21 protein-coding genes are annotated in these 24,912 nt (G+C 69.0%); 13 read left to right on the top strand and 8 right to left on the bottom strand.

Going from position 1 to position 24,912, the window contains the following annotated elements:
• Positions 1–78 precede the first annotated feature (78 nt).
• Positions 79–2,376: a nitric-oxide reductase large subunit gene (locus tag VT85_RS23820; RefSeq protein WP_068420565.1), complete on the top strand. Its 2,298-nt coding sequence runs from the start codon at positions 79–81 to the stop codon at positions 2,374–2,376.
• Between the two features lie 39 nt (positions 2,377–2,415).
• Positions 2,416–2,760 carry a cupin domain-containing protein gene (locus VT85_RS23815; protein WP_082858849.1) on the top strand — a complete coding sequence of 115 codons (345 nt, stop codon included), beginning with the start codon at positions 2,416–2,418 and terminating at the stop codon, positions 2,758–2,760.
• 37 nt (positions 2,761–2,797) lie between these two features.
• Here VT85_RS23815 and def read toward each other — a convergent pair whose 3' ends face one another.
• Positions 2,798–3,328, bottom strand: a complete 531-nt coding sequence (gene def / locus VT85_RS23810; protein ID WP_068420560.1) for a peptide deformylase — start codon at positions 3,326–3,328, stop codon at positions 2,798–2,800.
• Between the two features lie 196 nt (positions 3,329–3,524).
• Between def and VT85_RS23805 the strand changes: the two genes are divergently transcribed.
• The 6 genes from VT85_RS23805 (at position 3,525) to VT85_RS23780 (ending at position 10,242) form a co-directional block, all read left to right on the top strand.
• Complete coding sequence (locus tag VT85_RS23805) at positions 3,525–5,195, top strand: glycoside hydrolase family 9 protein (protein ID WP_068420558.1); 1,671 nt, start codon at positions 3,525–3,527, stop codon at positions 5,193–5,195.
• Positions 5,196–5,382: 187 nt separating this feature from the next.
• Entirely contained in the window at positions 5,383–6,411 is a 1,029-nt protein-coding gene (locus VT85_RS23800) for a GMP reductase (protein WP_068420556.1), read from the top strand.
• Positions 6,412–6,507: 96 nt separating this feature from the next.
• Positions 6,508–7,071: a YqgE/AlgH family protein gene (locus VT85_RS23795; protein ID WP_068422568.1), complete on the top strand. Its 564-nt coding sequence runs from the start codon at positions 6,508–6,510 to the stop codon at positions 7,069–7,071.
• 143 nt (positions 7,072–7,214) lie between these two features.
• Complete coding sequence (locus VT85_RS23790; protein ID WP_231871433.1) at positions 7,215–8,567, top strand: NAD(P)/FAD-dependent oxidoreductase; 1,353 nt, start codon at positions 7,215–7,217, stop codon at positions 8,565–8,567.
• Between the two features lie 176 nt (positions 8,568–8,743).
• Positions 8,744–9,835, top strand: a complete 1,092-nt coding sequence (locus tag VT85_RS23785; protein ID WP_068420554.1) for a glycoside hydrolase family 99-like domain-containing protein — start codon at positions 8,744–8,746, stop codon at positions 9,833–9,835.
• Between the two features lie 134 nt (positions 9,836–9,969).
• A complete protein-coding gene (locus VT85_RS23780) occupies positions 9,970–10,242 on the top strand; it encodes a hypothetical protein (protein ID WP_068420552.1) in 273 nt (90 codons plus the stop codon).
• 181 nt (positions 10,243–10,423) lie between these two features.
• Here VT85_RS23780 and VT85_RS23775 read toward each other — a convergent pair whose 3' ends face one another.
• The gene (locus tag VT85_RS23775) at positions 10,424–12,907 is read right to left on the bottom strand and encodes an ATP-binding protein (protein WP_197490973.1); all 2,484 of its coding nucleotides are present in this window, start codon (positions 12,905–12,907) and stop codon (positions 10,424–10,426) included.
• A 594-nt stretch (positions 12,908–13,501) separates the two neighbouring features.
• A complete protein-coding gene (locus VT85_RS23770; RefSeq protein ID WP_068420549.1) occupies positions 13,502–14,401 on the bottom strand; it encodes a spermidine synthase in 900 nt (299 codons plus the stop codon).
• A 345-nt stretch (positions 14,402–14,746) separates the two neighbouring features.
• Between VT85_RS23770 and VT85_RS23765 the strand changes: the two genes are divergently transcribed.
• Together VT85_RS23765 and VT85_RS23760 are read left to right on the top strand one after the other, a co-directional pair.
• A complete protein-coding gene (locus tag VT85_RS23765) occupies positions 14,747–15,175 on the top strand; it encodes a hypothetical protein (protein WP_156513058.1) in 429 nt (142 codons plus the stop codon).
• 134 nt (positions 15,176–15,309) lie between these two features.
• Complete coding sequence (locus VT85_RS23760; RefSeq protein WP_068420544.1) at positions 15,310–16,485, top strand: nuclear transport factor 2 family protein; 1,176 nt, start codon at positions 15,310–15,312, stop codon at positions 16,483–16,485.
• 25 nt (positions 16,486–16,510) lie between these two features.
• On the opposite strand, the gene VT85_RS23755 is transcribed toward VT85_RS23760, so the two are convergent.
• The 4 genes from VT85_RS23755 to menC form a co-directional block, all read right to left on the bottom strand.
• Entirely contained in the window at positions 16,511–17,638 is a 1,128-nt protein-coding gene (locus VT85_RS23755) for a cellulase family glycosylhydrolase (RefSeq protein ID WP_068420541.1), read from the bottom strand.
• 118 nt (positions 17,639–17,756) lie between these two features.
• On the bottom strand, positions 17,757–18,566 hold the full coding sequence (locus tag VT85_RS23750; protein ID WP_197490972.1) for a hypothetical protein: 810 nt from the start codon (positions 18,564–18,566) through the stop codon (positions 17,757–17,759).
• 25 nt (positions 18,567–18,591) lie between these two features.
• Entirely contained in the window at positions 18,592–19,731 is a 1,140-nt protein-coding gene (locus tag VT85_RS23745) for a M20 family metallopeptidase (protein WP_068420539.1), read from the bottom strand.
• 21 nt (positions 19,732–19,752) lie between these two features.
• Positions 19,753–20,865, bottom strand: coding sequence for an o-succinylbenzoate synthase (gene menC, locus VT85_RS23740; protein ID WP_068420537.1), 1,113 nt, complete (start codon positions 20,863–20,865; stop codon positions 19,753–19,755).
• A gap of 357 nt (positions 20,866–21,222) precedes the next feature.
• On the opposite strand from menC, the gene VT85_RS23735 reads away from it, so the two are divergent.
• The 3 genes from VT85_RS23735 (at position 21,223) to VT85_RS23725 (ending at position 24,299) form a co-directional block, all read left to right on the top strand.
• A complete protein-coding gene (locus VT85_RS23735) occupies positions 21,223–22,413 on the top strand; it encodes a heparan-alpha-glucosaminide N-acetyltransferase domain-containing protein (protein ID WP_197490971.1) in 1,191 nt (396 codons plus the stop codon).
• Between the two features lie 405 nt (positions 22,414–22,818).
• On the top strand, positions 22,819–23,058 hold the full coding sequence (locus VT85_RS23730) for a hypothetical protein (protein ID WP_068420533.1): 240 nt from the start codon (positions 22,819–22,821) through the stop codon (positions 23,056–23,058).
• Positions 23,059–23,186: 128 nt separating this feature from the next.
• Positions 23,187–24,299 carry a DUF1559 domain-containing protein gene (locus VT85_RS23725; RefSeq protein ID WP_068420532.1) on the top strand — a complete coding sequence of 371 codons (1,113 nt, stop codon included), beginning with the start codon at positions 23,187–23,189 and terminating at the stop codon, positions 24,297–24,299.
• A gap of 80 nt (positions 24,300–24,379) precedes the next feature.
• Here the strand turns inward: VT85_RS23725 and VT85_RS23720 are convergent, their stop codons facing one another.
• Positions 24,380–24,862 carry a hypothetical protein gene (locus VT85_RS23720; RefSeq protein ID WP_197490970.1) on the bottom strand — a complete coding sequence of 161 codons (483 nt, stop codon included), beginning with the start codon at positions 24,860–24,862 and terminating at the stop codon, positions 24,380–24,382.
• Positions 24,863–24,912: the final 50 nt, after the last annotated feature.

The following is a 24,912-nucleotide window of genomic DNA, read 5'->3' as shown; positions in this document are numbered from 1 at the left end:
GTGGAGCGTCAGCCATCAACGTGAACGTCGAGGCGGCCGGGCGAGGGCTCGGGCGCGGCGGTCGAAAGGGGAGCGAGCATGCGCTATGGCAGGTTGTGGCTGGGGTTGGCGACGGTCATCATCGGATCGTTCGCGGTCCTGATTTATTACGGGACCGAGCTGTATCGGATGGCCCCGCCGGTCCCGGAGCGGGTGGTGACGACGGAGGGGAAGGTCCTCTTCACGGGCGAGGACGTGAAGGAGGGGCAGAACGTCTGGCAGTCGATGGGGGGCCAGGAGGTGGGCTCGGTCTGGGGCCACGGCGCGTACGTCGCGCCGGACTGGTCGGCCGACTATCTCCATCGCGAACTGACGTGGATGCTGGACCACTGGGCCGTGGAGAAAGGGGCCGCGAACTATGAGGCGCTCGACGCCGAGGCTCGCGCGGGCCTTCGAGAGCGGCTCAAGGGCGAGATCCGCCGCAACACGTACGACCCGGCGACGGGCGACGTGACGGTCTCGCCGGTCCGGGCCCAGGCGATGGCGGCGGTCGCCTCGCACTACGACGCCCTGTTCGGCGACGACCCGGAGCTGCACGAGCTGCGCGACGCGTACGCGATCCCGGCCTCGTCGATCAAGACGCCGGAGCGTCGGGCGCAGTTGGCGGCGTTCTTCTTCTGGGCGGCCTGGGCCTGCTCGACCGAGCGCCCGGGCGAGACGATCACGTACACGAACAACTGGCCTTCGGAGACGCTGATCGAGAACCGGCCGTCGGGCCAGATCATCGTCTGGTCGGTCGCCAGCTTCGTGCTGCTCCTGGCCGGCATCGGCGCGCTGGCCTGGTACTTCGCCGTCGAGCGCGGGCGGGAGGATCTGGACCGCCACGAGCCCCCCGAGCGGGACCCGCTCCTGGCCCTGAACCCGACCCCCTCGATGCGGGCGACGCTCAAGTACTTCTGGGTGGTCATCGCGCTGGCGGTGGTGCAGGTGGGCCTGGGGGCGGTGACGGCGCACTACGGGGTGGAGGGCTCGGGCTTCTACGGCTTCCCCCTGGCCGAGTGGCTCCCCTACAGCGTGACGCGGACCTGGCACACGCAGCTCGGCATCTTCTGGATCGCGACCGCGTGGCTGGCCACGGGGCTGTTCATCGCGCCGGCCGTCTCCGGCCACGAGCCGAAGTTCCAGAAGCTGGGCGTGGACTTCCTGTTCGTCTGCGTGCTGATCATCGTGGTGGGCTCGATGTTCGGGCAGTGGTTGGGGGTGCAGCAGCGGCTGGGGAACACCGCCAACTTCTGGTTCGGGCACCAGGGTTATGAATATGTGGATCTCGGCAGGTTCTGGCAGATCTTCCTGACGGTCGGGCTGTTCCTCTGGCTGGCGCTGATGGTCCGCGCCATCGCGCCGGCGTTCCGCCACCCCGACACCAACCGACACCTGCTCGGGCTCTTCCTGCTGGCCTCGGCGGCGATCCCGCTGTTCTACACGCCGGGCCTGATGTGGCACCGGCACACCAACCTGGCGATCGCCGAATACTGGCGGTGGTGGGTCGTCCACCTGTGGGTCGAGGGCTTCTTCGAGGTCTTCGCGACGGTCGTGATCGCGTTCCTGTTCACCCGGATGGGCCTGCTGCGGACGTCGACGGCGGCGGCGGCGGTCCTGTTCTCGACGTCGATCTTCCTCTCCGGGGGGATCATCGGCACGTTCCACCACCTATACTTCACCGGCACGCCGACGGTGGTGACGGCCCTGGGGGCGATCTTCAGCGCCCTGGAGGTCGTGCCTCTGGTGCTGATCGGCTTCGAGGCTTATGAGAACCTGTCGCTGAGCCGGGTGCGGCCGTGGGTCTCGGCCTATCGGATGCCGATCCTCTTCTTCGTCTCGGTGGCGTTCTGGAACCTGGTGGGGGCGGGGCTGTTCGGCTTCTTCATCAATCCGCCGATCGCCCTCTACTACATGCAGGGGCTGAACACGACCCCCGTCCACGGCCATACGGCGCTCTTCGGCGTCTACGGCATGCTGGGGATCGGCCTGACGCTGTTCTGCCTCAAGGGGCTGACGATCCACCGGGCCTGGAAGACGGGCGTGCTCTCGTTCGCCTTCTGGTCCATCAACATCGGCCTGGCGCTGATGGTCCTGCTCAGCCTTCTCCCGGTGGGGCTGCTCCAGACCTGGGCGAGCGTCGAGCACGGGATGTGGTACGCCCGCTCGGCCGAGTTCATGCAGACGCCCACCATGCACACCCTCCGCTGGATGCGCGTGGTCGGCGACACGATCTTCGCCGCCGGGATCGTGGCCCTGGGCTGGTTCGTCCTGGGCCTGAAGGGGGGCTGGTCGCTCGAACCCGGGCCCGACGCCGTGGGTCGCACTTACCCCGTCGAGGAGGCGGCCGTCCGCTGAGCCGTCTCCGATTCCCCCAGCACCTGAAATGAGGTCGTCATGTCCGCGCATTCCGAACCTGGACCGTTTCTCGGCGTGATCGACCTGCTCGGGGGGGCCGCGGCCCCTCCGGGCGGACGCAAGGTCGAGACCCTGGCGAAGACCGAAGCCTTCGAGCTGAAGCGGCTGTCGCTGGCGAAGGGCGCCGACGTCCCGGAGCACCACGCCCCGGGGCCGATCACCGTGCATTGCCTCTCCGGCCGGGTCGCCTTCAAGGTCGGCGGGGTCGACCACGACCTCGCCGCCGGTCATCTGCTCCACCTCACCCCGCGCGAGCCCCATTCGCTCGTCGCGGTGGAGGACTCCGTCGTCCTGGTCACCAAGCTGGCGTCCGCCGGCTCGTGATCCGATCGACTCCGACCTGAATCGAACCGACGCCCGGTCAGCCGGGCGCGAGCCGTCTCCGGTACTCGCGCTCGGCGACCACGTCGCGGGGGCTTTCCAGGCGGTCGAGGAAGACCAGGCCCCGCAGGTGGTCGTCCTCGTGCTGGAAGATGCGGGCGACGAAGTCCTCGAACTCGCGGACGACCTCCGCGCCGTGGACGTCCCGATACCGCGCGACGATCCGCCGATGGCGGGGGACCTCGCCGCGGAGGCCGGGGATGCTCAGGCAGCCTTCCCAGCCCTTCACCATCTCGTCCGAGCGCTCCACGATCTCGGGATTGATCGCGACGATCGGGGCCTCCTCGACCGCGTCGGGATAGCGCGGGTTCGGCTTCGGCGCGACCAGGAAGATCTGGAGCGGTTCGTGGACCTGGGGCGCGGCGATCCCCACGCCGTCGGCCTCGCGAAGCGTCGCCAGCATGTCGTCGATCAGCTCCCGCACCTCCTCCGAGAGCGGGAACGCGACCTCCTCGGCCGGCGTCCGAAGGACCGGGTTTCCCAGTTGCGCGATCTGTCTCAGCACGGGCATCGGCCGTCGTCCTCCACGGTGGCGTCCCCAAATTTCGTCGAGGCCGAGAGCCGTCGAGCCCCCCTGGTTCTCGCCTTTCCCCGATGATGGCCCGACGAGACGCCCGGCACAAGGCGAGTCGCCGCGCGGGGGGCGTGGTATCCTCGAACCTGCCGAACTGGGTGAACACCGGGGAGAGGAAGGGGGGGGATTCGTGATGAGGCATCTCGCCGAGCGGAAGTTCGCCGTGGCCGTGGCCGTGTTCGTGGTGGCGTCATCGGCCGTCTGCGGGTCGCTCCACGCCGAGCCCCCCGCGCCGGGGCCGGGCCCGTGGCTCCGGGTGAATCAGGTCGGCTACCTGCCGGACGATCCCAAGATCGCGGTCCTTTCCGGGCCGGAGCCGCTGGCGGGCTCGTTCCGCGTGGGCGACTTCGCGGCGGAGATCGGGCCGGACCAGGGGGCGTGGGGGCCCTTCGCGCACAATTATCGGCTCGACTTCTCGGCCGTCCGCGGACCGGGGCGGTACCGGGTCCGGTTCGGCGCGGCGGAGTCGGCCGAGTTCGCGATCGGCCCCGACGCCTACGCTGGGGTCCCGGACGCCTTGCTCCGCTTCATGCAGATCCAGCGCTGCGGGGACGACCCGATCGCGGGTGAGCCGAAGTGCCACTTGCAGGATGCGATCGACGTCAACACCGGGGAGAAGGTCGATCTCGTCGGCGGCTGGCACGACGCAGCCGACCGGCTCAAGCATATGATCACCACCTCGTACTGCGTCGCCGCGCTCCGGCTCGTCGAGCACGAAGGGGCGCAGGCCGAGGCCCGCCACGGCGCGCCGCTCATCAAGAAGCTGCATCCGAAGCCCGACGTCATCTACGTCCAGATCGGCGACGATCGCGACCATCGCCCGCCCCAGACGCTCTGGCACGACGACCGTTCCGACTACGGCTGGGGCCCCGGCGGGCCTCGCTCCGCCTGGCCCGCGACCGGCAAGCCCGAGGGGCCGAAGTACAAGAACGCCTCCACCGGCAAGGCCAGCCTCGCGGGCCGATGCGCCGCGACGATGGCCCTGATGGGGGACCTCGACGCGGCCCGCTCGATGTACAAGCTCGCCCAGGACAGCCCCGGAGTCGCGATGTCCGTCCCGGTGCTCGCGCCCCATTATTACGGCGAGAGCACGTATCTCGACGACCTCGAATGGGGGGCCGCCGAGTTGTACCGGGCGACCCGCGAGCCGAAATACCTGGCCGAAGCCCTCGACTACGCCGACCAGGCCGGCGACAACGCCTGGATGGGCCGCGACGCGCACGGCCACTACGAGTTCTTCCCGTACGTCAACCTCGGCCACTGGCGGATCCACGAGTTCGCCGACGAGGCCGCGAAGGCGAGGCTCGCCGGCTACTACCGCACGGGGCTGGAGCGGATCCGCGACCGGGCCATGAAGAACCCCTATCGCATCGGCACGCCTATCGTCTGGTGCTCCACCAACGACGTGATCGCGTTCGCCACCCAGGCGCGGCTGTACGAGAAGATGAGCGGCGACGACCAGTTCCGGAGCCTGGCCGCCGAGGCCCGCGACTGGATCTTCGGCCGCAACCCCTGGGGCGTCTCGTTCGTCATCGGCGTCCCCGAGGGGGGGGTCGCCTCCAGCCGGCCGCATCATATGTTCCACCGCCTCGCCAACCGGTCCCCCGTCGGCGGCCTCGTCGACGGCCCGGTCACGAAGGCGATCAACGACTCCCTGAAATTCTCGGCCTTCGAGAACGACCCGCTCGCCCCCTTCCAGTCGGACTTCGCCGTCTACCACGACGAGTTCGCCGACTTCTCCACCAACGAGCCGATCATCGACGGCACCGTTTCGCTGTGGCTGCTGCTCGACGTCTGGCGCTAAGAACCCTCGACCCTCACGGATTTTCGGGGGACCTCATAACGTCCTTCCCCCGCGAGGGGGGAGACCGTTCGCGTCGACGTCCCCCAAAGATCCGTGACGTTCAGGAAAGCGAGGAGGCCGGCGCGGTTCGGCCCGGAATTCGCTGTTACCCCGCCGGCCCGATTGGGGGCCCGAGGACTCCTCTTCCATGCGCATCGACAATGATCCCAAGCTCGATTTCGACGACGTGCTGATCCGTCCCAAGCGGTCCGAGGCCCCGAGTCGGGCGTCGGTGGAGCTGGAGCGGGAGTATCGCTTCCTGAACGGCGGGACGTGGCGAGGGGTGCCGATCGTCGCGTCGAACATGGACACGGTGGGGACGTTCGCGATGGCCCGGGCGATCGGCCCTCCGATGCTCACCTGCCTGCACAAGTATTACCCGGAGGACGCGCTCGTCGACTTCTTCGGCGACGAGGCCCGCGCGCGTTCGACCTTCTTCACGGTCGGGCTCAAGGACGACGAGTTCGACAAGCTCGTCGCGGTGAAGAGGAAGGCCGACGTGCGGATGGCCTGCGTCGACGCGGCCAACGGCTACACCAAATACTTCGTGGAGCGGGTGAAGCGGATCCGGGACACGTTCCCGGAGCTGACGATCATGGCCGGGAACGTCGCCACGCCGGACATGGTCCAGGAATTGCTGATATCAGGGGCGGCCGATATCGTGAAGATCGGGATCGGGCCGGGGAGCGTCTGCACGACCCGGCGGACGACCGGCGTCGGCTACCCGCAGCTCTCGGCGATCATCGAGTGCGCCGACGCCGCCCACGGCCTGCGCGGGCACGTCTGCGCCGACGGCGGCTGCCGATACCCCGGCGACGTCGTCAAGGCGTTCGCCGCCGGGGCGGACTTCGTGATGCTGGGCGGGATGCTGGCCGGGCACGACGAATGCGAGGGGGAGTGGGTCGAGGAGGACGGCCGCCGCATCGCGCTGGAATTCTACGGGATGTCCAGCCGGGAGGCCCTCGACAAGTACGCCGGCGGCCGTCGAGACTACCGCGCCTGCGAAGGTCGCGCCGTCAGCGTCCCCTACAAGGGACCCGTCGCCGAGACCATGCAGGAGGTCTGCGGGGGCATCCGAAGCGCCTGCGCGTACGTCGGCGCGACGCGGCTGAAGGACCTGTCGAAATGCACCACGTTCGTCATCTGCCAGCGGCCCCACGGCAGCATGTTCTCCTAGCGGAGGCGGTGGACGGACGAACCCATCCAGGAGCCTCGACGTAGAAGGGGGATGGAACGCCTTCCTCGCTTCTCCACGTCGGGACGACGCATGAACATGAACCATAAATCGCTCAAGGGACGACTGCTGATCGCCTCGCCCGACCTCCAGTCGCCGATGTTCGCCCGCTCGGTCGTGCTCGTGCTGGAGCACTCGGAGGGGGACGGCGCCCGGGGGATCATCCTCAACCTCCCCACCAGCGCCACGATGGCCGACCTGGCGGGAAAGCTGTTCGACGAGGACTTCGCCTGGGACAAGCCGCTCCACCTGGGAGGCCCCGTCGCCGGCCCCTTACTCGTCCTCCACACCAGGCCCAAGCTGGCCGACCTGGAGGTCGCCTCCGGCGTCTACATCGCGCTCGACTCCGCCAAGTCGCAACACCTGATCACCCAGGAGATCGAGCCCTCGCTGGTCATCGCCAACTTCTCCGGGTGGGCGCCGGGCCAGCTCGAACAGGAACTGGCCGACGACGCCTGGGTCGTCGCCCCCGCCAACATGGGCCGGATCTTCGACGGAGCGGACCAGGACCTCTGGTGGACCACCCTGCGCGACTTCCGGACTTCCGTCCTCACCGACATCCTGAACCTTCGCAACCTTCCTGAAGACCCCAGATTGAACTAGGGGTCGGATGTTTTCGTTGATTCCGAACAATCCGTAGGGATTGCCCTCTGTAAAAGCCTTGGTCCGGCTCTATGATTGGGTGAGACGGCGGCGGGGCTCGACCGGGTCCTGGAGCGTCGTCGGCTCTCAAGGAGGCAGCGACCGTGTGCATCTGGGGCCGGAAGTCGGATGAGCGGACCTTTGGGGACCGCCCGCGTCGGATCGTGGTGATCGGCGCGGGGTTCGCGGGGCTGGCGGTGATCAAGGGGCTGCGGAAGTCCTCGGCGTATGTCTCGGTCATTGATCGCCAGAATCACCACCTGTTCCAGCCCTTGCTGTATCAGGTGGCGACGGCCTCGCTGAACCCCAGCGACATCGCCGGGCCGATCCGTCGGATCGTGCGAGGGCGGAAGAACACGGAGACCTTGCTGGCGGACGTGACGGGGATCGACCTCGACCGCCGGGTGGTGACGCTGGCCGACGGCGAGGCGCCGTACGACGTGCTGGTGCTGGCCTCCGGGGCGACGCATTCGTACTTCGGCCATCCCGAGTGGGAGGAGCACGCGCCGGGCCTGAAGTCGGTGGAAGACGCGCTGGAGATCCGCCGTCGGATGCTGCTGGCGTTCGAGATCGCCGAGCGCGAGACCGACGAGACGCTGAGGCGCGAGTGGCTGACGTTCGTGGTGGTCGGCGGCGGGCCGACCGGGGTGGAGTTGGCCGGCGCCCTTCGCGACGTGGCCCGGATGACGCTGGCGAAGGACTTCGTCCACATCGACCCCGCGACGGCGCGGGTGATCCTGGTGGAGGGCTCGCCGCGAGTTCTGACCCCCTATTCGCCCAAGCTCTCCGAGAGCGCCAGGAGGCAACTGGAAGGGCTGGGCGTCGAGGTGCGCACCGGCTCGATCGTGACTCACATCGACGCCGAGGGGGTCCATATCGGCGACGAGCGGATCGCGTCGCGGACCGTCTTGTGGGCGGCCGGCGTGGCGGCGTCGCCGCTGGGTCGGACGCTGGGCGTGCCGCTCGACCGCGCCGGGCGGGTGATGGTCCAGCCCGACCTGACCATCCCCGGCCATCCCGAGGTCTACGTCATCGGCGACCTCGCGCACCTGGAGCAAGACGGCAAGCCGGTCCCCGGCGTGGCCCCCGCCGCCGCGCAGATGGGCAAGCACGCGGCCGCGAACATCATCCGGACGTTCCGTGGCCAGCCGACGGAGCCGTTCCGATACGTCGACAAGGGCTCGATGGCGACCATCGGCCGAGGCGCGGCGGTGGCCCATCTCGGCAGGTTCCAGTTCTCCGGCTTCCCGGCCTGGATGCTCTGGCTGTTCGTCCACGTCCTCTTCCTGATCGGCTTCCGCAACCGGCTGCTGGTGGTGATCCAGTGGGCCTGGTCCTACCTCAGCTACGACCGCGGGGCTCGGCTCATCACCGGCCGCGCCGAGGGTCCGCTGGTCCGGGGCCTGACCGACAGCCGCCTCCCCTCCACGAGCGAGGCCGAGGCGATCCAGGGCTGACCGCGTACGCCGCACGCCGGGGCGGGGGGTTGTCCTCGGCCGGGGCGCGCGTTATCCCGGAAGTCGGTTCGAGGTCGACCGATCGCCGGGGCGCATCGCGCGACCGGCGTCTGGGGACGAAGGCGTCTCCGCCGGCGGGGGTCGGCCGGCCTCGCCGAACGAGGGAGGCTCCCGCCATGCGTTCGCTCGCGAGGTTCGCGCTCGTCGCCGCGTCGCTCTCCGTCCTTTCGCCCACCAGGGCCGCTCCGCCGGCGGTGGAGACCCGGGCGAAGGTCGGGGCGTACTACTTCGACGGCTGGTCGGGGAAGACGTACCACATCACCGAGCGGTTGACGACCGAGTTCGCCGATCGCGAACCCGTCTGGGGCTGGCGCGACGACACCGTCGCGATCATGGAGAAGCAGATCGACTACGCGGCCGACGCCGGGCTCGCCTTCTTCAGCTTCTGCTGGTACTGGCCCGAAGGGCCCGACAAGGTCGTGCCGCTGAACCAGGCCCTTGGCCTGTTCCATCAGGCCGGGAATCGCGAGCGGATGGAGTTCTGCCTGCTCGTCGCCAATCACGGCGGCTTCCGGGTCGGCCCCGACGACTGGGACGAGGCGTCGGCCGCCTGGATCGACCAGTTCAAGAAGCCCGGACACCTGAAGGTCGGCGGCGAGCCGCTGCTGATCTTCTTCTCCCCTCGCGAGCTGCTCAAGGCGTTCGGCTCGCCGGACGCCGTGCGCGGGGCGTTCGAAGCGCTCAGGAAGCGGGCGAAGGCGGCGGGGCTGGCGGGCGTGAAGGTCGCCGGCTGCGCCACGCCCGGCCCGGAACACGGCTGGGACGACCTGGCCGAGCTGTCCGCCTGCGGTTTCGACCTGTTCACCGGCTACAACTATCCCGGCGCGGGTCGGAAGGGGCCCGAGCTGGAGCGGCCGTTCGCCGAGTTGATCGAGGGGAGCGAAGGGGTCTGGGACGGCTTCGCGCGCAAGAACTCACTCCCCTACGTCCCGGTCGTCACCGCGGGCTGGGACATGCGGCCGTGGGAGAAGCCCGGAGACGCCAGGCCGCCGTCGCTCTATTACGTCGACCGGACGCCGAAGGCCGTCGGCGAAGCCGTCGAGCGCGGCCTCAAATGGCTCGACGCGCACCCCGACCGCACCCCTCCGGAGCGTCTGCTGCTGGTCTACGCCTGGAACGAGAACGGCGAAGGGGGCTACCTGACCCCCACCAAATCGGGCGGGACCGCGTTCCTCGACGCCTTCCGCAAGGCCGTCGTGAAGCCCTGATCGATCCGGCCTGACGGATTGCGCCGACTGTGCGGCCGGCCGTCTTTATCGAAGCCGGAAATCCGGCGCGATCCGTCGTCTTTGCCCAGGTTCGCGTGTTAGATTTGGGTCGACACCACCTGGGAGCGGCACCGATGAACGCGACGAGCACTGAAACGACGAAGGCGGGCGTGCCCGCCGAACTGGCCGCACTCCGGGAAAGGATTCGGGCCCTGCCCCCCGACGCTCGGGCCGAGCTGGAGCCGATGATGGACGACGTGCTGGAACAAGCCCTGTTCCGGTCGCGCGTGCTGACCATCGCGAAGGATGCGCTGGAACGCTATCGGCTCGAGCTGGCGGCGACGCGGTTCGACCTGGAGGCGACCCGTCGAGAGCGCGAGGCGCTCCGAGCGGCCTCGCGAGCCTGAGCGCTTCGACGGCCCCGGTCCCTCATACGTCATTGCTTTGATCACTCGCCTTTGCCAAGCGGCCTCGGGCGTCGCGGGTTCATCCCCGGACCCGTGTCCATCCGAAGCCTTGCGGCCCGGGTTCAGGGACGAACCCGTGGCACCCAAGGGTCGGTGATCGAGGCGATTCGGTATCACTTCTTCAAGAAGCCGAAAACGGCTCGGCGTCGTCGCGGGCCAGGGGGAGCCGGACCAGGAATTCGCTCCCCTGACCGGGGCCTTCGCTCCGGGCCTCGACGTGGCCGTGGTGCAGCTCGACGATCCCCCTGGCCAGGGCGAGGCCGATCCCCAGGCCCGCATGCGGGCGATGGAGGACCGGGGTGAGCTGCGCGAACATCTCGAAGACGTGGGGGAGCTGCTCGGCGGGGATGCCGACCCCGCGGTCTTTCACGAGGATTTCGACGTCGCCGTTGCGGCGGGCGATCCCGAGATCGATGCGGGTGCCTCGCGGCGAGAACTTGGCGGCATTGTCCAGCAGGTTGGCGAGGACCTGGGCCAGCCGGGTCCGGTCGCCGTCAAGGTGGAGCGGCCCGGCGGGGAGATCGAGCCGCAGGTCGTGGCCCAGGTCGTCGAAGATGGGCCGGGCGGTCTCGACCGCGTCGTGGACGGCTTCGGACAGGTCGATCCGTTCGAGCCGAAGCTCCAGCCGGTCGCGGGTGAGTCGCGACACGTCCAGGAGGTCGTCCACGAGTCGCGAAAGGTGGCCGATCTGCCGCTCGATGACCTCGCGCGCCCACTTCGAGTCGGGGTCGGAGTCGCCTCGCATCTTGAGGATCTGGACCGAGTTGCGGATCGGCGCCATCGGGTTGCGAAGCTCGTGGGCGAGGGTGGCGAGGAAGTCGTCCTTGCGGCGGTCGGACTCGCGGAGCCGGTCGTAGAGCCGGCCGTTCTCCAGCGCGATCGCGGCCCGGCCGGCGACGTCGACGGCGAGGTCGAGGTGGGTCTGATCGAAGCGGCGGCCGGAGTGGGTGGTCGCGAACGAGAGCGCGCCCAGGACCCCCTCGCGGCCCACCAGCGGGACGCACAGGTACGATCGCGGGGCGAACGCGCGGAGGGCCTCCAGGTGCTCGGGGTTGCGGGCGCCGGAGATCAGGTGTTCCTCGGTGACCTCCTCGATCAGGGCGGGTTTTCGGGAGGCGACGACTTCGAAGAGGCCGCGAGGCATGTCGGCCCTGAGCCGGTAGCGGTGCGAGACCAGGTCGATCACCCCGGCCGCGTGGGGCGAATCGTGCGCCACGGCGACGCGGCGGAGGTCGCCCGTACCTTCGAGCACGTCGACGGCGCACCAGTCGGCGAAGAACGGCACGGCCAGGCCGGCGACCTCGCGGAGCGTGGTCTCGGCGTCGACGACGGCCGCGAGCTTGGCCCCGGCGTCGGCCAGGAACCGCGAGGCTTGCTCGGCGCGCTTCCGGTCGTCGATGTCGGTCGCCGTGCCGAAGCGGGAGAGCAGCGCGCCGCGGTCGTCGCGGATCCACATCGACCGGCCCAGGAACCAGCGGTACTCGCCCCCCGCGCCGCGGACCCGGTACTCGATTTCGGTCGGCCCGCCGTCTTCCTTGGACTTCGCCCGCGCGGCCCGGATTCGAGGCGCGTCGTCCGGGTGGACGGTCTCCAGCCAGGCGTCCTTGGTCGTGAGGTGGTCGCTCGACGCCCCGGTGTAGTCGAACCAGCGACGGTTCAGGTAGGCGATCGTGTCGTCGGCCCGGGTGATGTAAACGATCTGGGGGATGGCCTCGGCGAGCCGCCGGAACTGTCGCTCGCTCTCGGTCGCGGCGGTCTCGGCGGCGCGACGCTCGGTCACGTCGTCGAGCGCGGCGACCGCGGCGATCACCCGCCCATGTTCGTCGACCGCCGGACCCGAGTTGACGCTGATCCGGCGGCTGGAGCCGTCGGCGAAGACCAGCTCGATCTCCTCGTCCGACACCACCTCGCCGTTGCGGAGCGAGCGGCTTAGGGGCCAGTCGTCGGGCTCGTAGCGCGAGCCGTCGGGACGGCGGCCGATCAGATCCCCCGGCTCGGCCTGGCTCCCCATCCCAAGCCCCGGTTGCAGGCTCCCCCGGATGATCCGCTCGGCCTCGTCGTTGCGAAGCAGGAGGTTCGACGTGCCGGCCTCGGCCACGATGATTCCCGAGGGGACCTGGCGGAGGGTCGCCGACAGGAACGCGTTCTTCTCCCGAAGCTCCTTCAGGAGCTCCTCGAGCCGTCCGGCCTGGCTCTCGGACGTCTCTCGCAGGGCCTCCTGCTCCCGACGCAGTCGTTCCGCCTCGGCCTGTTCGAGCCGGCGAAGCTCTTCCAACTCCGATTGCCGATCCATCGCGGCGCACCATGCGGATTCGGAGCGACGCAGGTCGGCCCGCATCCGGGCCACCAGCCAGGCGAGCCCTGCCGCCGCCAGGGTGTAGGTCCCCAGCCCCAGGACCGGAGCCGTCCCGACGCCGATCGCGCGTTGCGGCGGAAGCAACGTCCAGAGCCCGCCCACGACCGTCACGCCGAGCGCCGCCAGGGCGGGGCCGAAGCCCATGAGACACGACGCGGCGACCACCACCGGGAAGTACGTCAGCAGCGGAAATTCCAAACCCAGCGTCGGATGCAAGGCCGACCGAAGCCCGACCGCCGTCAGCCCCATCGCCAGGCCCGCCGCGTAGAGGGGCCACGCCGACGCGCGTGCGTCCGAATCGATCCCGCTGCGGCCCGGTGGGGGGACGCCTCCGGGCTTCCCGATCCTCGACCCGAGCCGCCAGAACGTCCGGCCGCGCCGGGGGCCGGGGGGCGAGCAGGGGTCCCGATGACCATCCGAGGATGTCGGGGGGAGACGGACGCCCATGACGGAAAGCCAGCGACGCCGCGACGCGGAGGCATCCATAATGTCAGATTACCCCACTTGATCCATCAAAACGCCGACCCGACTCGCTCCCGCGACGAGGTCTCCCCTCGCGGGCCTCGTACTTCCTCCGCCACGCCCAGCGTCTACGGCGACTCGTTCGCACGTTCCGCGACAGGAAGTTCCGCTGCACTGAAGCAAATCGGATGCCTTTTTTCGCTTCAGATGGTTCGTTGAGAACCGATCGATCGGTTTCACCTTAAAGTCGGCCCCGTTTTCGTGAGGAGCCTTGGCGGATCGCTCCTGGAAAGAGTCTCAATCGCGATGGCCTGGGAAGCCCGCTTCGCGGCCTGGCGCGAATGTTTGCGCATCAAGGCGGGCGTGTGATCATCCCTGCGGTCAGCGTCGGTTGAGGCGGCCGGCCATCGCGCGGAAGGAGAAGGGGGCCTTGAGCCGACGGTCGAGGCGGGCGGCCTCGGCGCTGATGGCGGTGGGGGTCATCGGTTCCTCGGCGGTGGAGGCGATCACCACGAAGCCTTCGTAGCCCTGGAGTCGGAAGACGTAGGTGTTCGGGAACGCCTCGCGGATGGTCTGGATGTCCTGGCGGATGGACAGGTGCGGGTTCAGGTTGAAGACCACCGCGCCGTCGGGGGTGAGCCGCTTCTTCATCTGTTCATAGAAGGCCAGCGTCTTCAGGTGGAGCGGGACGCCCGTCGTGTCGGTGCCGCCCGAGGGCCGGAGGAAGGCGTCCATGTAGATGACGTCGTACTTGGCGTCGGTCTCCTGGAGGTAGGCCAGGCCGTCGGTCACCTTGACGTCGACGTTGCCGCCCGACTTCACGCCGAAGTAGCGGTCGGCGATGCTGACGATCAGGGGGTCGATCTCGACGACGTCCACCTTGACCTTGGGGTCGTGGATCTTGAGGAAATGGACCATCGACCCGCCCCCCAGGCCGACGATCAGCACCTTTTGCGGCTCGGGGCGGAAGACGTAGCTAAGGAACATGAACCGGGTGTATTCGATCAGCAGGTCGTCCGGCCGTTCGAGGTCGAGCTTGCTCTCGACCACGTGCTCGCCGTTGTCGCGGACGAACCAGAGGGTCCGCGTCCCGCGATCGCGCGTCACCTTGACGTGGGAGTAGTTCGACACCTGATCCAGCTCGAGTTGGCCGGGGACCTGGAGTGCGGCGGCTCGGGCCTCGCCCGAAGGGGAGGGCCAGGCGGCGGCGAAGGCCAGGACGAAGGCCGTCGCGGTCGCGGCCCGCGACGGGGCCTTGCGGAAGAACCGGACCAGCGGCATGCCACCCTCCTCAGCGCTCGTCGAACCTGCCCTCGGACGCCCCGAGGCCGGCCGCCCGTCCCGACGGGCCCGGCGCCCCGATCGTATGGGAGACCGCGAGGGTCGGTCAAGGCGGGACGGGCCTTCGAGTTCGGGTCGCCGAGTTTTTTTCTCGACGAACGTCGGAGGCCGCGGCCAGAATTTCGGCGTCACCTCTGCCCGCGGCACCGCCGGGTCGTTCGACGAGACGTTCGATCATTTCGACACAGGAGTCAAATCCAGATAAATTTGATCCGAGAAGGTCGGTCGGGGTTCGCGCGAGCGGTTGCGGTCGCGGCGGCGGTCCTGGCCCTCGGGACGGTCGCGATGGTTGTCGACGACGGGCCGGAGAAGTCCGGGGCCGCGTGCTGCGAGGGCTGCGCTTCGAAGCCCGGCGCGTCGTCCGGGATCTGGTCGGGCGAGTACAGGTGCCCCGAGGGCTCGGGGCGGAGGCCCGTCGCCTTCACGGCCTTCCTGCTCCAGGAGCGGGACGGGATCGAGGCGATGATCCGGGAGGCGAATACGTTCGGCGACGACCGTTCGCCCCGGCTCCACGCCACGGCGGAGGGCCGCTACGACGGCGCGACGAGGACGCTCCAATTCGTCAAGTCGTACGACGGCACCGGCGGCGTCAGCCACGACGTCGGCTACAAGGGGACCGTCTCGTCCGACTCGGCCCAGATCCTCGAAGGGACCTGGGATATCGCGGGCTATCAGGGGACGTACACGATGAAGCGGAAGGCCGTCGTCGAATGATCGGGGGCCGTCGGCGCCGACGCCGGGGCCGGCGCGGCTTGCGTCCGGCCCGGCGCTCTGCTCCAATGACTTTCGATCGGCCTCGGCCCGGACGCCGGGCCGCCCCGCGACCCGAGCCCTCGGGAGCCCCGCCCGTGACGTCTTCGCCCCCCCGCCGCGCGCCTCGCGCGGCCTGCCTGCTGCTCCTCGCCACGATCTTCGGCGTCGGGCTCGATTCCGGCCTGGCCCGGGTCGAGCCGGCGCGGGTCGACCCGCCGGTGATCCTGCTGACGGGCTTCGAGCCGTTCGGCAAGGACAAGCCCCCGAACCCGTCGTGGGAGGGGATCAAGGGGCTCGACGGCCGCGAGTGGAACGGTTATCGGCTCGTCGCCCGGCAGCTTCCGGTCGTCTGGGACGAGCCTCTCAAGCGGCTGGAAGCCCTGGTCGCCGAGCACAAGCCGGTCGCCGTCTTCGCGTTCGGCCAGGGGAGGCCGGATTCGTTCACGATCGAGGCCCTGGCCCGACGGGACCGCTGGCCGTTCCCGGACAACTCCGGCGAGAAGCCGAAGGCGCCTCGGATCGCGGCCGACGGCCCGATCGCGTTCGTCGCCTCGTACGACGTCGAGCCGCTCGTGAAGGCGCTCGTCGGCAAGGGCCACGCGGTCAAGCTCTCCGACGAGGCCGGCCGCTACCTCTGCGAGGAGATGCTCTACAGCCTCGAATACCTCAAGAAGACGGGGAAGATCCGCGGCACGGTGCTGTTCAGCCACGTCCCGCCGCTCGGCGCAAAGGTCCAGGACCAGGCCGTCGATGCCCCCCGCGTGGAGCGCTACGTCATGGACCTTCTGGAAGCCTGGCGCGAGCTTGAACCGGGCGAGCCCCGGCCCAGGCCGGACCCCGTCGCGCGGCCCGCCTCGTTCCGATCCGAGGCCGCCGAGGCTCCTGCGTCGGCCGTCGAGAAAGAGGTCCGGGCGTTCGTCGAGCATTACTTCCGCGTCTGGTCCGCTCAGGACATGGACGGTTACGACGACTGCTTCATGACCGACGCCGCGATCCAGCACATCAACGATCAGGGCCAGCTCTTCACGATCCCTCGCCCTCGCTTCATCACCAGCCAGCGCGACGCCCACCGCCGCTCCCCCTCCCGGATGGTCGAGGTCCCGGAGTCCATCGAGATCCGCTTCGAACAGAAGCTCGCCCGCGCCGTGGTCTCCTGGAAGCTCACCGCCGGCGCCCGCGTCGAGAGGGGCTACGACCACTTCACCCTGAAGCAAGACCGCGGCCGCTGGCGCATCGCCAACCTCCTCTTCTACTCCACCGGCGACGAGTGACGCCGCCCCGCGGAATGGCCGCGGCTCAGGGGCGGGAGTCGGCGGGGGCCAGGTCGCGGAGGCGTTTGAGCCAGGCGGCGGTGACGGCGTGGGGGATGTCGGCCGTCTTCTCGCATTCGGCGATCGTCTTGCCCCAGTAGAAGCTGACCCAGCCGTCGACGTGCGATTTCGAGCGTTCGATGAACGTCTCGGTCTCTTCGAGGCTCGCGCCGAGCGGAAAGATCTCCTCGATGACAAGCGGCTTGCCGACCTCGTAGACCTTGAGCGCCTCGAGCGTCTCGTCGAGCTTGCCGGCCTTGGGGTAGAAATGGACGGCGACGAAGTCGAGCGACTTGCCGACTTCAGGGTCGTGAAACAGCGGCTTGGCCCCCTTGAAGACCTGGGCCCAGGGGATCACGCCGACGGTGATCAGGGTCCGGTCGTCGACCTGCTTGATCGCCGAGGTCAGCCGTTCGATCCAGGCCCCGACGATCTCGCGATCCTTGCGGCCCTTCATGTCGGTCGTGATCCGCTGGACGAAGTACTTGTCGCCCAGCGGGTCGCCGGCGAGCCAGCTCTCGGGGTTCTTGCCGCCGGTGAGGACCGGCTCGTTCATCAGGTCGTAGCAGAAGACGGCCGGGCTCTCCTTGCAGACCCCGGCGACGGCCTTCCAGAAGACCGCCTGGGCGTCCCAACGGGCGCTCTCGTCGAGCGCGTCGTACCACGCGGGGACGTCCTGCTTGTGGTAGCAGCCCAGGCCTGTGAGGTCGAGATAGAGCCCCGTCGCCTCCGCGAGCTTCACGAGGTCGCCCAGCCGCTTGAGGCTCGCCTCGTCGGCCGCGTCGGCGGACTTGAGGAATTTGCCGGTCTGGAGATGGACGCGGACGACGTTCGCGCCCAGCTCCTTCATCTCGCGGAAGTCCTCGACGACCGTGTCCCACTCGTCGGCCCAGTAGTCTTCCAGAAGCCGGCCGGCGTCGTCGTGGTCGTAGTTGAAACCCCAGAGGACGAACCGACGATTCGAGCCTTCGAGGACGAAGTGCGACTTGTCCTCGCTCACCCGGATGCGGGCCAGCGGCGGCGCGGAGGCCTTCGGTTCGTCGGCCCGCCCCGAGGGCGCCGGGCCGATGCAGGCGAGCATGAGGAGCACGGAGGCGAGACGTCCACTCGGCATGGCGATGACTCCCGGTCGGTTGCGGGGGGGGGGGCGGGGCACGACTTCCGAGTCTAAATCGAGGACCGGCCGTGGTACACCGAGCGGCGGCGCGACTCCGGTCGAGGTGCCGGTTTCGTCACGTCCCGGCGCGGCGCCGCAGGATGTAGCCGCAGCGGGGGTCGGCCTGGCGGTGGAAGCCGACGGCCTCGTAGCCGAGCGAAAACGCCGTCCCCAACGCCTGGCGGACGGCCTTGCGCCAGGCCTCGGCGGTCTCGGGAGCGTCCCGGCGAAGGCGGGCGACGTCGTGCGGGATCGGCAGCCAGAGGAGGTCGGCGGCCGGCGCCGAAACGACCCGGGGCAGGCCCTCGTGAAGTTCGATCAGGCTGGGGGCGTCGCCGGGGTCGGTCAGGGGCTTGAGGTCTTCGAAGACTTCCCACTCGGCGATGACGCGGTCGGTGGGGACGCCGGCGTTGAGGGCGTCGGTGCGGGGTCCGTACATGTCGTCGACGTGCCGGCGGACCCGGGCCCCGAGCTTCACGAGGTTGAACCGGGCGTTGCCGGACTGGAGCGGGTCGAAAGCCCAGGCGATGACCGGCAGCCCCTCGGCGCGGGCGAATTCGCGCTGGAGGAGCTTCATCTCGCGGCCCAGGCCGAGCGACTGGCGGCCGGGCACGACGCCCGTGAGCTGCGAGTACAGGCCGACGCGGCCCTCGATCCGGCCCAGGAAGCCGAACGACATGGCGACGGCCGTGCCGTCCGCCAGGAACGCCCCCAGCACCAGGCCGCCGTGCAGGTTGGCGCCGACCATCGTGGCGACCGGGATGATGTAGCCGTCCTCGGTGATCCCCCAGGCCTTGCGCTGGGCGTCCTGGCAGGCTCGATAGTCGGCGGGGCTCTCGGCGCGTCGCAGGACGACGCCATCGAGCACGCGGCGCAGGTTCGTCATGGGCTTCCTTCGGGTTGGCGCGAGGTCAGATTTCCAGGAGCAGGGCGGCCAGCAGCGCGGCGCGTTCGGGGATGGAGCCGATCTCGATATGCTCGTCGTCGGCGTGGGCGCCGCCGCCGGCCGCGCCCAGGCCGTCGAGCGTCGGCGTGCCGACGGCCGCCGTGAAGTTGCCGTCGCTGCCGCCGCCGGTTGAGCCTTCCGTCAGGGCCAGCCCGAGCCCTTCGCCGACGCGCCGGGCCTTCGCGAACAGCTCGGCGACGGCCGGGCTGCGTTCCATCGGCGGGCGGTTGAATCCCCCTTCGACCGTCACGCGGGTCCCGGGAGTGACCGCCGACAGGCCGAGCAGGGCCTTCTCGACCGCCTCGGCCCCGGCGATCGTCACGGCGCGGGCGTCGATCTCGGCCGAGGCCCGCGCGGGGACGACGTTCGGAGTCGTCCCCCCTTCGATCAGGCCGACGTTCAACGTCGTCCCGGCGGCCGGATCGTTCAGAGCGGCGACCTTGAGGACCTGATGCGCCAGTTCGACGATCGCGCTGGCCCCGAGTTCGGGCGCCACCCCGGCGTGCGCCGCCTTGCCCTCGACCGTCAGGGTGAACCGCCCGACCCCCTTGCGCGCCGTCTTGAGCGAGCCGTCGGCCAGCGGGGGCTCCAGGATCAGGGCGTGGGCGCTCTCACGGGCCAGGGCCTCGATCCGGGTCCGCGAGGTCTTGCTGCCGACCTCCTCGTCCGAGGTGAACAGGACGGTGATCGGCCGGGCGGGCCGCAGTCCCAGGGCGGCGAAGGCTTCGAGCACGCCGGCGACGAGGATGAGGCTGGTCTTCATGTCGTACACGCCGGGGCCGAACAGCCGCCCCCCGTCGCGTCGCAACGGCAGTCTCGCCAGCGTCCCCACGGGCCAGACCGTGTCGAAGTGCCCGACCACCAGCGCCGGGGGGCCGGGCGCCGCTTCGAAGAACCGGCCGACGAGGTGGTCCCCCCCCGCGTCGTTGGCGATCCGCTCGACGTTCCCCCCGAGGCCCTCCCAGCGGTCGGCGATCGCCCCGGCCAGCAGGTCGAGCCGGCCCTTGTCGCGGCTGGGGGATTCGTGCTCGACCAGCGACTTCAGCTCGGCGATGTAGGTTTCCAGCCGGTCGTCGACGAACGTGCGGACGGCGTTCGAGTTCATGGCGGGGACTCGGGCTTGGGGTCAAACGCCGGCGCGGAGGGTCGCGGCGCGGAGCGTATTCTTGCGGATGCGGTCGACCACCGGCTCGACGCCCAGGCCGGGCCCCTCGAAGACGGCGATCGAGCCGTTGGGGGCCAGGATCGCCGGCTCGACGACGTCCTCGCGATAGTACTTGTCCGAACCCGAGACGTCGCCGGGGAGCGAGAAGCCGGGGAGGCTCGCGACGGCCACGTTGGCCGCCCGGCCGATCCCGAACTCATGCATCCCGCCGCACCAGACCGGCACCCCGCGCTCGCGGCAGACGTCGTGGATCCGGCGGGCTTCGAGCGGGCCGCCGACCCGGCTGACCTTGATGTTGATCACCCGGCAGGCCCCCAGCTCGATCGCCTTGCGGGCGTCCTCGGCCGAATGAATGCTCTCGTCCAGGCAGACCGGCGTCTGGAGCGCCGCCTGGAGCTTCACATGGTCGATGATGTCGTCGTGGGCCAGCGGCTGCTCGATCAGCAAAAGGTCGAAGTCGTCGAGCCGCTTCAGCAACTCCACGTCGTCGAGCGTGTACGCCGAATTGGCGTCGACCTGCAACGCCACGTCGGGATACCGCTCGCGCACCCGGCGAACCACGTCGACGTCCCACCCCGGAGCGATCTTGAGCTTGATCCGACGGTAGCCCTCGGCCAGGTACTGGTCGATGTTCTCGAACAGCGCGCCGACGTCCGACTCGATCCCCAGGCTGACCCCCGAAAGCACCTCGCCCCGGGTCCCCCCCAGCAGCCGATGCAGCGGCAGGTCCCGCGACCGGGCCAGGGCGTCCCAGCAGGCCATCTCCAGCCCCGCGCGGGCGAAGCCGTTCCCTTTTACCTTCTTATATAAGCCCGTCAACTCCTCGATCGTCGTCCAGGGCTTCCCGAGCGTCATCGGCGCGAGGAAGTCGTGGAGGAGATGCCAGCAGGTCTCGGTCGTCTCCGGGCAATAAAAGGGGTCCGAAGGGCTCGCGCACTCCCCCCAGCCTTCCACGCCGTCGGCGACGATCCGCACCAGGATGTGATCCAGGTGGACCTTGCGGCTGGAACTCGTCTGGAACGGGCGGATCAAGGGGAGGCGTACGATGGCGAGGTCGATCTGTTCGATGCGCATCGTTCCAGCTTCGTTCTCCGGCCGGGGAATGTCAAGGATCGCCGGCGACGGCTCGATCCCAGGCCCCAGCCCCGCGCCGGGGGCCGTCGGCCGGGCCCGGACGGAGGGGTTTCGGGATGGGGACGAATTGACAACTAAAGAGTTCGGACTGATGAAAAACCGCATCGGGGCGATCGGGTGCGTTGCCCGCGTCTGGGGGACTCGTTAGGATCGGTCGCGCCGGGGTCCCGAGGTCTCAGCTTCCCCCCGCGCGGTCTTCCGCATCGCCTTGCATCAAATCGAGGGTCGTCCATGAGCGCCGCCCCGTTATTCAGTCCGGCCCCACCGACGCCGTCCGCGCCGACGCGGATCGTCTCGATGGACCAGTTCCGCGGCTACACCGTGGCCGGGATGTTCGTGGTCAACTTCGTGGGGGGGCTGAAGGCGTTCCCGGAGGTGTTGAAACACCACGACCATTATTTCAGTTATGCCGACACGATCATGCCCGCCTTCCTGTTCGCGGCGGGCTTCTCCTATCGGCTGTCGGTGCTCCGGCGGCTGGACCGCTTGGGGGCGGCGGCGACCTACGGGCGGTTCTTCTTCCGCAGCCTGGCCCTGATCCTGATCTCGATGGTGATGTACGGCAGCGAGGACTTCGAGGTCGGCAAGTGGGACGAGCTGGCCGGGGCGCCGGGGAAGTTCCTCCTGGGGGTCTTGAAGGCCGACCTGTGGGAGACGCTGGCGATCATCGGCGTGGCCCAGATCGTGATCATGCCGGTGATCGCGGCCGGGTTCCGGGTGCGGCTGGCGGCGACCGCCGCGTGCATGGCGCTGGCCTTGTTCCTGGCCTACTCGTTCAACGTCTTCTTCATCTACGGCCTGCCGAACTGGATGGACGACCTCTGGGGGATGACCGGCAAGGGGGCGTGGGACGGCGGCTTCTTCGGTCCGCTGAGCTGGGCCGTGCCGATGCTCTTCGGCACCCTCGTCTACGACGTGATGAACTCGCACGCCCCGGCGGCGGCGACGCGGAAGCTGCTGGCGGCGGGGGCCGTGCTGATGGTCCTCGGCTATGGGCTCAACGGCCTGACGACCCTCTATGACACGCGGTACGGCAGCGTGGAGGTGGCGGGCAAGAACGTCGCGGCCTCGCCGGTGATCCCCCCCTGGTCGAACGCCCAGGGGCGATCGCTCGGCAGCCTGCTGGCGACCCCGCCGTTCATCCAGCCGCCGCCGAAGGACGTCCTGCCGGTGAACTACTGGCAGATCAACAAGAAGCTGGTGAGCGTACCGTTCATGCTCTTCTCGTCCGGCATCGCGATCGCGCTTTACGCGCTGTTCATCCCGGCCTGCGACGTCGCGGGTGCCCGCCTGGGGCTGTTCGGGACCCTGGGGCAGAATCCGCTCGCGGCCTACATCATCCACCACTACGTCGAGGGGGCGGTGCTGGCGGTGACTCCCAAGGACTCGCCGTTCTGGTACGCCTTCGCAGCCCTCGTGCTGTTCTTCGGCGTCTCCTGGATGTTCGTCCGCTCCCTGGAGAAGCGAGGGATCTTCCTGAGGCTCTGATGATTTGCGAGGATTTCCGTAAAAATCGATTAAGGATCAAAAATCTGATTTCGTTTCCCAGGTAAGTAGGGTACGATTTTCTACGTTCTTTGATCCAGTCTCGTGCAGTCGACGCGTCGATCGATCAAGGCGTCGCGCCGCATAGCATCGCGGTCGCTCGCTCATCTCTTTCGACGGGCTTTCTCTCTAATCCGATCCGAATTCGTTCCCAACCTTCTCAGCGGAGCATCCGGGGGCGTTTCGAGTCGATGCCGACTCGTCCGCGGGGGCTCTCCGAAGAGGTTCGGGCCCTGCGCGGGAGATTCGGGGTCAATTTCGTATCGCTCCGCACGGCTCTCGACGTGAGGCGTCGAGGCTGTGCGGCGGGGTCCCAATCGCGCGGTCCATTAGGAGGCATCGAAACTGATGGCATTCAGTCGCTCATGGAGAGAGGCGGCGCCGGGGCTGATCGTCGCCCTGGCCTGGACCCTGGCGGGCTGCGGCGAACCGGCTCCCGCCCCCGCGCCGGAGACGCCCCAGGCGCCGGTCGAGACGCCGAAGGTCACCAAGGGCAAGGGCAAGAGAGCTCCCGATCCCAAACTGGAAATGGGGATCGCGGAACTTCGCGAGCAGCGTCGCAAGGAGGCGGCGGGCAAGGCCCCCTGACCAGGTCCGACGACCTCGAAGCCTCCCAATCTCGGGCCGGACCTCCCGCGTTTCGCGACGGTTCGGCCGACGTACACGTCCTGACTTCCCTTCGCTCGTTATATCTAACTTTCTCGTGAGGAGTTTCCATGGATCGTTCGCCTTCCCCGGCCGAGGCTCGTCGCGGCTTCACGCTGATCGAGCTGCTGGTCGTGATCGCCATCATCGCCGTGTTGATCGCGCTGCTGCTGCCGGCCGTCCAGGCCGCCCGCGAGGCCGCCCGGCGGGCCCAGTGCACCAACAACCTGAAGCAGCTGGGCCTGGCCACGCACAATTATGAGAGCTCCAACGGCTCGTTCCCGATGGGCGACCACATCGGCCGCTTCAACGACGGCACGGCCATGCGTCAGGACTTCGGCCAGTTCGTCGCCCTGCTGGCTTACTACGAGGGCGGGACGGTCTGGAACGCGCTGAACTGCAACCTGACCAACTGGGTCGGCGCCAACACGACGGTCACCGCCATCGGCATGAACACCCTCTGGTGCCCCAGCGACGACGTGACGGGCCTCCGCGCCCCGAACCTCGGCGGCGACACGACGGGTTGGGACGACGCCTACCAGCCCTTCACCTACAGCAGCTACGCCGCCAATATGGGGACGCTCGCGTATCGCTACGGCGACCCCAAGGTCGGCCAGTCGGACGGCATCTTCAACCACAACGGCGGACGGGTGCCCAGCCCCGGCGAGAGCAACCCCGCCGGTTGGGGTTATGATTCCAGCTTCCGGCCCACGACCATCGCCGCGATCACCGACGGCACCAGCAACACGATCCTCTACGGCGAGCACGCCCACAGCCGGATCGTCCCCTACGCCGGCACCGAGAACGACCGCTACACGACCAACATGTACATCTCGGGCGACTGGGGCGACACGGCCTTCTCGACGTTCTTCCCCCCCAACTACTTCAAGGACAATCGCCAGGCCGACCCCTCGCTGAACCCCGGCGCCCCGGCGAACAAGTTCCCCCGCAGCGACAACTTCAAGATGACGTCCGCCAGCAGCCACCCCGGCGGCGCCAACTTCGCTTTCTGCGACGGCTCGGTCCGCTACATCAAGAACTCGGTCAACTCCTGGAACCCCGGCGCCCAGGGCGCGTCCGGCGGCGGCAGCAACTGGGTCTACGCCCCCACGACCCAGATGGGCGTCTTCCAGGCGCTCGGCACCAAGGCCGGCGGCGAGATCGTCAGCGCCGACCAGTATTGATCCGATCGACCCGCGATCGTCGCGACGCATTCGACCGGGGCGGCGCTTCCGGCCCGTCCCGGTCGAACGGACGTCTCTCTTCATGGCCGGCTCGAGGCGACCTTCTTCGGGGTCGCCCTGGAGCCGGTCAGTTCGTAGGTGAACTGGTTTCCGCCCCCCTGGACCACCTCAGCTCTCAGCTCGGACTTCAGGTTGTATCGAGCGGGGATGACCTCCACCCGCTCTTCCACGAGGTTCTCGGGGTCGTCGGCGTCCTTGAGGGTCTTCCCGGTCGCCTTCTTCGACCAGACGTCGACCCGGTGGGGGCCGAGGCCGGGCCCCTCCTCGCGGGGCAGCGCGAAGGTCCCGTCGACGATCAGGCCGCTCACGACCAGCTCGCCGCCGGCGGCGGGCGTGAAGGTGATCAGCCCCTTCTCCAGGGGCTCGCCGTCGAGGGTGACGACCCCTTCCACGGGCTCGCGCGGCGGCCCCTCCTGGCCGCCACACCCCGCGGCGACCAGGGCGATCAGGAAAGTCGAGGCGCGGAAGGAGGACGACGCGCGAAGGGCGTTCAGTCGCAACACGATATCAGGCTCCATCGAGATAGAGGTCGAAGTTCGAGGCCGGGCCCTTC

Origin of the sequence: Planctomyces sp. SH-PL62 (genome assembly GCF_001610895.1) — a bacterium.
In the GTDB taxonomy this organism is placed as follows: Bacteria; Planctomycetota; Planctomycetia; order Isosphaerales; family Isosphaeraceae; genus Paludisphaera.
This window is presented reverse-complemented; position numbering and strand designations above follow the sequence as displayed.

Bases quoted from the DNA above. Each gene is read 5' to 3' on its own strand.
- def (WP_068420560.1), bottom strand. From the start codon at position 3,328: ATGCCCGTGCTGAGACAGATCGCGCAACTGGGAAACCCGGTCCTTCGG.
- VT85_RS23815 (WP_082858849.1), top strand. From the start codon at position 2,416: ATGTCCGCGCATTCCGAACCTGGACCGTTTCTCGGCGTGATCGACCTG.
- menC (WP_068420537.1), bottom strand. From the start codon at position 20,865: ATGCGCATCGAACAGATCGACCTCGCCATCGTACGCCTCCCCTTGATC.
- VT85_RS23780 (WP_068420552.1), top strand. From the start codon at position 9,970: ATGAACGCGACGAGCACTGAAACGACGAAGGCGGGCGTGCCCGCCGAA.
- VT85_RS23735 (WP_197490971.1), top strand. From the start codon at position 21,223: ATGGACCAGTTCCGCGGCTACACCGTGGCCGGGATGTTCGTGGTCAAC.
- VT85_RS23800 (WP_068420556.1), top strand. From the start codon at position 5,383: ATGCGCATCGACAATGATCCCAAGCTCGATTTCGACGACGTGCTGATC.
- VT85_RS23785 (WP_068420554.1), top strand. From the start codon at position 8,744: ATGCGTTCGCTCGCGAGGTTCGCGCTCGTCGCCGCGTCGCTCTCCGTC.
- VT85_RS23770 (WP_068420549.1), bottom strand. From the start codon at position 14,401: ATGCCGCTGGTCCGGTTCTTCCGCAAGGCCCCGTCGCGGGCCGCGACC.
- VT85_RS23795 (WP_068422568.1), top strand. From the start codon at position 6,508: ATGAACCATAAATCGCTCAAGGGACGACTGCTGATCGCCTCGCCCGAC.
- VT85_RS23755 (WP_068420541.1), bottom strand. From the start codon at position 17,638: ATGCCGAGTGGACGTCTCGCCTCCGTGCTCCTCATGCTCGCCTGCATC.
- VT85_RS23725 (WP_068420532.1), top strand. From the start codon at position 23,187: ATGGATCGTTCGCCTTCCCCGGCCGAGGCTCGTCGCGGCTTCACGCTG.
- VT85_RS23775 (WP_197490973.1), bottom strand. From the start codon at position 12,907: ATGGGGCTGACGGCGGTCGGGCTTCGGTCGGCCTTGCATCCGACGCTG.
- VT85_RS23805 (WP_068420558.1), top strand. From the start codon at position 3,525: ATGAGGCATCTCGCCGAGCGGAAGTTCGCCGTGGCCGTGGCCGTGTTC.
- VT85_RS23750 (WP_197490972.1), bottom strand. From the start codon at position 18,566: ATGACGAACCTGCGCCGCGTGCTCGATGGCGTCGTCCTGCGACGCGCC.
- VT85_RS23745 (WP_068420539.1), bottom strand. From the start codon at position 19,731: ATGAACTCGAACGCCGTCCGCACGTTCGTCGACGACCGGCTGGAAACC.
- VT85_RS23765 (WP_156513058.1), top strand. From the start codon at position 14,747: ATGGTTGTCGACGACGGGCCGGAGAAGTCCGGGGCCGCGTGCTGCGAG.
- VT85_RS23730 (WP_068420533.1), top strand. From the start codon at position 22,819: ATGGCATTCAGTCGCTCATGGAGAGAGGCGGCGCCGGGGCTGATCGTC.
- VT85_RS23820 (WP_068420565.1), top strand. From the start codon at position 79: ATGCGCTATGGCAGGTTGTGGCTGGGGTTGGCGACGGTCATCATCGGA.